4 protein-coding genes and 2 pseudogenes are annotated in these 6,686 nt (G+C 64.7%); 5 read left to right on the forward strand and 1 reads right to left on the reverse strand.

Annotated features, from left to right (window positions below; all coding sequences use genetic code 11):
* Together ACLP4W_RS04615 and ACLP4W_RS04620 are read left to right on the forward strand one after the other, a co-directional pair.
* Positions 1 to 1,283 (forward strand): annotated as a pseudogene (locus tag ACLP4W_RS04615) (arylsulfatase); the annotation flags it as partial.
* Between the two features lie 115 nt (positions 1,284 to 1,398).
* Positions 1,399 to 2,324 (forward strand): annotated as a pseudogene (locus tag ACLP4W_RS04620) (DUF4436 domain-containing protein).
* Positions 2,325 to 2,357: 33 nt separating this feature from the next.
* On the opposite strand, the gene pstS reads toward ACLP4W_RS04620, so the two are convergent.
* Positions 2,358 to 3,488, reverse strand: coding sequence for a phosphate ABC transporter substrate-binding protein PstS (gene pstS, locus ACLP4W_RS04625; RefSeq protein WP_442384571.1), 1,131 nt, complete (start codon positions 3,486 to 3,488; stop codon positions 2,358 to 2,360).
* Positions 3,489 to 3,832: 344 nt separating this feature from the next.
* On the opposite strand from pstS, the gene ACLP4W_RS04630 reads away from it, so the two are divergent.
* From ACLP4W_RS04630 to ACLP4W_RS04640, 3 genes are all read left to right on the forward strand, one after another.
* Entirely contained in the window at positions 3,833 to 4,765 is a 933-nt protein-coding gene (locus ACLP4W_RS04630; protein ID WP_442384573.1) for a DUF4436 domain-containing protein, read from the forward strand.
* Positions 4,766 to 4,800: 35 nt separating this feature from the next.
* Positions 4,801 to 5,712 (forward strand): formylglycine-generating enzyme family protein, encoded by a 912-nt coding sequence (locus ACLP4W_RS04635; protein ID WP_442384575.1) that lies wholly within the window; start codon positions 4,801 to 4,803, stop codon positions 5,710 to 5,712.
* Between the two features lie 372 nt (positions 5,713 to 6,084).
* A partial coding sequence (locus tag ACLP4W_RS04640; protein ID WP_442384577.1) for a DUF4436 family protein occupies positions 6,085 to 6,686 on the forward strand: 602 nt, incomplete at its 3' end.

The raw sequence follows: 6,686 nt of genomic DNA on the forward strand, positions 1-6,686 counted from the left end.
CCAGTGGTGAGGGCGGCCCGAACGGATCGGTGAACGAGGGCAAGTTCTTCAACGGCTACATCGACAGCGTCGAAGAGAGCATGAAGCTGTTCGACCACCTCGGTGGACCGGAGACCTACAACCACTACCCGATCGGCTGGGCGATGGCCTTCAACACGCCCTACAAGTTGTTCAAGCGGTACGCCTCGCACGAAGGCGGCATCGCCGACACGGCAATCATCTCGTGGCCCAACGGCATTGCGGCGCACGGCGAGGTCCGTGACAACTACGTCAATGTTTGCGATATCACCCCGACCGTGTACGACCTGCTGGACGTAACACCCCCCGGCACCGTCAAGGGCATCCCGCAGAAGCCGCTGGACGGCGTGAGTTTCAAAGCCGCCCTTGGAGATCCGGGCGCCGACACCGGAAAGCAAACCCAGTTCTACACCATGCTGGGCACCCGCGGGATCTGGCATCGAGGCTGGTTCGCCAACACCATCCATGCGGCCACGCCAGCCGGCTGGTCGCATTTCGACGCCGACCGCTGGGAACTGTTTCACATCGAGGCCGACCGCAGCCAGTGCCGCGACTTGGCCGCCGAAAACCCCGACAAGCTCGAAGAGCTCAAGGCGATGTGGTTTTCCGAGGCCGCCAAGTACAACGGGCTGCCGCTGTCGGACCTGAACCTCCTCGAAACGATGACGCGGTTCCGGCCGTACCTGGCGGGCGAGCGGACCAGCTACGTCTACTATCCCGACTGCGCGGACGTCGGCATCGGCGCCGCCGCCGAGATTGCCGGACGCTCGTTCGCGGTGCTGGCCGACGTGACGGTGGATACCACCGGCGCCGAAGGCGTGCTGTTCAAGCAGGGCGGCGCCCACGGCGGGCACGTGCTGTTCATCCAGGACGGACGCCTGCACTACGTCTACAACTTCCTCGGCGAGCGCCAGCAGCTGGTTTCCTCGTCGGCTGCGGTGCCGCTGGGCAGGCATGTGTTCGGTGTCCGCTATGCGCGGACGGGAACGGTGCAGAACAGCCACACGCCGCTCGGCGACGTCACGCTGTTCATCGACGACACGGTGGTCGGCTCGCTCGCCGATGTGACGACCCACCCTGGAACGTTCGGGCTGGCGGGGGCCGGCATCACGGTCGGCCGCAACGGCGGTTCGCGAGTGTCAAGCCGCTACAAGGCGCCGTTCACATTCACCGGTGGCACCATCGCCCAGGTCACCATGGACCTCTCGGGCAGGCCCTATCAAGATCTGGAAAGGGAACTAGCGCTTGCCTTCTCGCGGGACTGAACTGCCTGCGCGGCTTGGCGATGGCTTCCGTACCCGATCCGGTTGCGCCGAAGGTTCTCAAAAGCCCCATTCTCATCGCTACCTGGCTGCTAGCATCTGGCCCCGTGATGCCTCAATGACCACCGAGCCCTCGCCGCCGCCGGCGCCGTCTGGAGCACGGGACGGCAAATCGCAATAGCTTTCGGGATCGTGGTGGCCGTCCTGGTCATCTACGTCCTGTCCCTTCTTGCGGTGCACCTGTTGGCCAAATCGGCGCCCGCGCTGCCTGCGGTGGACTTCAGCAAGCTCGAGGCCGAGGACAGCGTTGTGCAGGTGCACGTCGAGAAGTTGGATACCGTCGCTAACCGCCTGACGGTGAATGCGCTTGTCTACCCGAAGGATTCACTGTACGACAAGAACTTCGGCGTGCTGACCACCGACGCGGCCGTGCGGCTGTATCCCGATAACGACCTGGGAGACCTGCAATACCCGGCAGGAAAAGCGCCGGCCCAAGTCAGCACCACCATCGTGGCGCATGGCGATCCCGGTAACTGGCCGTTCGACTCGTACAAAACGGAAGTAATCGCGGCCGACGTGTTCACAGGTTCTGGAGAAAACCGCGAAAAAGCTCCTGCCCGTGTGGAAGTGACCGGAAAGTTGGACGGCTGGGACGCTACGGTCACCCGCATTCACGATCCGGACGAGCCCAACCCGGACGTGCTAGACGACGTGACAATCACGCTGCAGAGGTCAAAGGGCCCGCTGATTTTCGATTTCGGAATCTGCCTGGTCCTTATCGCCCTGCCTGTGTTGGCATTGTGGGTGGCCATCCCGATGGCGTTGGGCAGGACGTCGTTCTTGCCGCCGTTCATAACGTGGTACGCCGCGATGCTGTTCGCCATTGTCCCGCTACGCAACATCCTTCCGGGCAGCCCACCATTTGGTTCGTGGATCGACCAGGCCATCGTGCTGTGGGTGTTGATAGGGCTGGTCGTTGCGATGACCTTGTTCCTGACAGCGTGGTGGCGAAACCGGGATCGAAATCAGCCGAAGAAGACCTGACACCCCTACTTCGGCCCGCACGCGCAGGAGCAGCTATTGCTCCGCGTTCGGCGCGCCCGCACCGCTGATCGCGTCCACGGCGCTCGAGACCCTTGTCTGGAACTCGGGTGACAGCGGGATGTAGCCGATTCGGTTGAGGTCGATCTGGCCGGGTCCGATCGCCGCCTGCAGGAAGGCTTTCACCGCCTTGGCCACGTCGGCGTTGGGGTATTTGGAGCACACGATCTCGTAGGTGGCCAAGACGATCGGGTAGACGTCGGGTTGGGCGGGGTTGTAGAACGACGAAAGGTCGAGCACGAGGTCGTTGCCGTTGCCGATGATCTTGGCGCCCCTGATGGTCTTGCCGACCGTGTCGGTGCCGATCCGCACCGGGCGTAACGATCGGCGGCTTGCCGGGGTTTTGATCTCGGCGGCATACAGCCCTTGCTGGAGCGCGAACGACAACTCGTTGTAGCTGATCGCGCCCTCGGTGTTCTTCACGAGCGCCGCCGTGCCGCCGTTGCCCTGGGCGCCGGTGCCGATGCCGCCATTGAACGTCTTGGTCACGCCCTGAGTCCAGGCTCCAACGGATGCGGCCTGCAGGTAGGACTGGAAGTTGTAGGTCGTGCCGGACGTGTCGCTGCGGTAGATGACGCGGATGTCCTCTGCGGGCATGGATGCGTTCAGCGCGGTGAGGGCCGGATCATCCCAGCGCGTGATGGCGCCGTTGAAGATCTTGGCCAGTGTCGGCGCGTCGAGCACCAAAGAGTCGACGGCGCCGAGGTTGTAGGTGATGGCCAGCGGGCCGAACACCACGGGCAGGTTCCAGGCGTCGGCGCCGCCGCATCGCTGTTTGGCGGCCGCGTATTGGTCGCCGGGCAATGGTGTGTCCGATCCGCCGAAATCGGTCTTGCCGGCCAGGAAGTCGGTGATTCCGGCGCCCGAGCCGTTGGCGGTGTAGTTCAGGTTCTGCCCCGAGCAGGCCTTGCGGTAAGCGTCGATGAACCTTGTCATCGCGTTGGCCTGCGCGGTCGAGCCGCTGGCCGTCAATTCCTGCTTGCCGCCGCAGTCAACCTTGGCGCCGGCGGTATAGGCCAGGGTCGCGTGGGAGTTGCTGCATGCCGAGAGCACCAGGACACCGGCAGCCAGCAAGCCCGCAGCGGCAGCTGATCGGTTCTGCGTCACGTTGATTGCCTCCTCGAAAGCGCGAGACGTGAGAAGTCTGCACTCTGCGCATGGTCTCGTGGACCACCACGGTGCCCGGCGTCGGCGGCGAGCTCGGTGTCGGGGCGCACCCTCGGTCACCCCGATTTCGACACACGTCGACATTTACAGCTATCGAATTAACAGGCAAACAAACAATGGGTGAACTGGTCATCAACCGGGCTGCGCGGCGACGGGATATTCGTTCGCGAGAGTTACCGCTGCCGACGCGGGTCGGCGAGAACGGTCCGTGGCCGAGGCACTAACATCTGTCCGCGTGTGGCCCCAGCAAACTTCTCGATGAACCTTTACGGAGGTAGCGACAGATGACCCATCAGGCTCCGCCCGCACCTCCGTCCGCGACGCCACCAACGCCCCCGCCCGCGACCCCGTCGGAGCCGAGGCGGAAGCGGCGCCTGATAATCGGTCTCGGCATATTGGTGGCTTTTGCCGCGGTCTACGCCATATCGCTGTTCGGCTTCCACACGCTGGCCAGGTCGGCGGGACCGCTCAAGCCACCGGACCTGAACGCGACCGACGACACCATTGTGCTGGTACGCCTCGAGGAGCTGAAGACCGTCGCAAATCGCCTCACGGTGAAAGTACTTGTGATTCCCGAGGATTCGATGTACGACAAACGCCTCGATGTGCTGAAGACCGACACCGCCGTGCGTATGGACCCGCCGAACGACCTCGGAGACCTGCAATATCCGGCGGGCAAGTCGCCGGCGCAGGTCGCCACCACGATCGAGGCGCATGGCGATCCCAATAACTGGCCGTTCGACTCCTACACCACCGACACGCTCTCGGCAGACGTCCTCGTCGGCCAAGGCGACGCTCGCCAATACATACCCGCCCGCGTGGAAGTAACCGGGGCGCTGGACGGTTGGGACGTCAGCGTCCAGCGCGTCGGAGAAGCCAGCCAAGAGTCGGACCGCCCCGACAGCGTGATCATCACCTTGCACAGGGCCAAGGGGCCGCTGATCTTCGACCTGGGGATCTGCCTGGTCCTCTTCGCGCTGCCTACCTTGGCGTTTGCCGTGGCCATCCAGATTGCGTTGGGCAGGAGGAAATTCGTGCCACCCTTCGTGACGTGGTTCGCCGCGATGCTGTTCGCCGTCATCCCGATACGTAACTTCCTTCCCGGCTCGCCACCGCCGGGCGCTTGGATCGACCAAGCCCTCGTGATCTGGGTGCTGATCGCGCTCGTCGGCGCGATGGCGCTGTACATGGTCACGTGGTATCGACAATCGGATTGAAGCGCGTCGAATAACGGCCGTCCTACCCTGGATGGGTGCTCACCGAACTGGTCGACCTGCCCGGCGGAACCTTCCGCATGGGCTCGACGAGCTTTTATCCGGAAGAGGCGCCGATCCACACGGTGACCGTGGGTTCCTTCGCGATGGAGCGGCACCCGGTGACCAACGCGCAGTTCGCCGAATTCGTCGCCGCCACGGGCTATGTGACGGTCGCCGAGCAACCGATCGACCCGGCGCTTTACCCCGGCGCAGATCCCGATGGCCTGTGCCCGGGCGCGATGGTCTTCCGCTCGACGCCTGGCCCGATCGATCTGCGCGACTGGCGGCAGTGGTGGGAATGGGTGCCGAGCGCCAACTGGCGCCATCCGTTCGGGCCGGACAGCGACATCGCGGACCGGGCGGATCACCCGGTCGTGCAGGTGGCATATCCCGACGCCCTGGCCTACGCGCGGTGGGCCGGACGGCGGCTGCCCACCGAAGCCGAGTGGGAGTATGCGGCCCGCGGCGATTGCGCCGGGAATTCGTCGTGGACCTATTCGTGGGGCGACGAGGAGAAGCCCGGCGATCAACTGATGGCCAACACCTGGCAGGGCAGGTTCCCGTACCGCAATGACGGCGCGCTCGGCTGGGTGGGCACGTCGCCGGTGGGGACGTTTCCGCCCAACGGGTTCGGCCTGGTCGACATGATCGGCAACGTCTGGGAGTGGACCGCCAGCGAGTTTTCCGCACACCACCGGCTCGACCAGCCGCCGAAAGCCTGTTGCGCACCATCGGGGCCCGCGACGGCCCCGGATCCGAGCGTCAACCAGACGTTGAAGGGCGGTTCGCACCTGTGCGCGCCGGAGTACTGCCACCGCTACCGTCCGGCGGCGCGGTCACCGCAATCGCAGGACAGCGCCACCACCCACATCGGGTTTCGCTGTGTGGCGAATTGGGCGGCCGGCTAGCAAAGCTCGGCTGCGTCGGCGCCAGCCGGGGGTGTCGATCCCGGGCCCGGCAAAGTTAACGCCGGGTGGCCGGCGGGTGACGGAAGGCCCCTACGTGCGCAGACGTGGGATTTCACCGCGCAATCGGCGCGGCTATTCGCTAGCATCTGACCACGTGTTGCCCCGCCAAGCTGCGTTTCGTCGGTCTGTTCCAGTCCGGTCCCAGCAAGGACTGCAGCGCCCACGGCACCGTATTGCTCGCGGCGGCGACCGATGACCACCGAGGCCCCGCCGACACCGCCTCCGCCGCCGACGGCCGAGGATCCGATACCGGCCCCGCCGTCGGGAAAACCAAAGAGATCGAGACCTCGCATCATCATCGGCGTCGCCGTTTTGACGACTGTCGTAGCCGCCTACGCGCTATCGCTACTCGGCGTCCACCAGCTGCAAGAAGCAGAGGCCCCGCTTCCTCCACTGGACCTGAGCCAGGGCGGGGGCGATGCAACCATCGTGCAGCTGCGCCTCGAGGAGCTGAAGACCGTCGCGAATCGCCTCACGGTGAATGTGCTTGTTTATCCGGGGATTTCAGCCTACGACAATCGCTTCGATGTGCTGGCCACCGACGTTAACGTGCGCCTGTATCCAACGAGTGAGCTGGGGGACCTGCATTACCCGAAAGGAAAAGCTCCGGCGCAACTCAGCACCACGGTCGAGGCGCACGGCGATCCCGGTAACTGGCCATTCGACTCGTACCAGACCGAGCCGATCTCGGCTGACGCGTTCGTCGGTACCGGCGACAACCTCAAAAAGGTGCCCGCCCGTGTCGAAGTAACCGGAGAGTTGGACGGTTGGGACATCAGCGTCAACCGCGTTCACGACCCCGCCGCGCTCCCGACCTCACGCGGCTCCGACAACGGGAACGTCGTCATAACTTTGCGGAGGGCCAAGGGCCCGCTGATCTTCGACCTGGGCATCTGCCTGGTCCTCATCAGCCT

The organism is Mycobacterium sp. (assembly GCF_052145595.1).
Lineage (GTDB): Bacteria > Actinomycetota > Actinomycetes > Mycobacteriales > Mycobacteriaceae > Mycobacterium.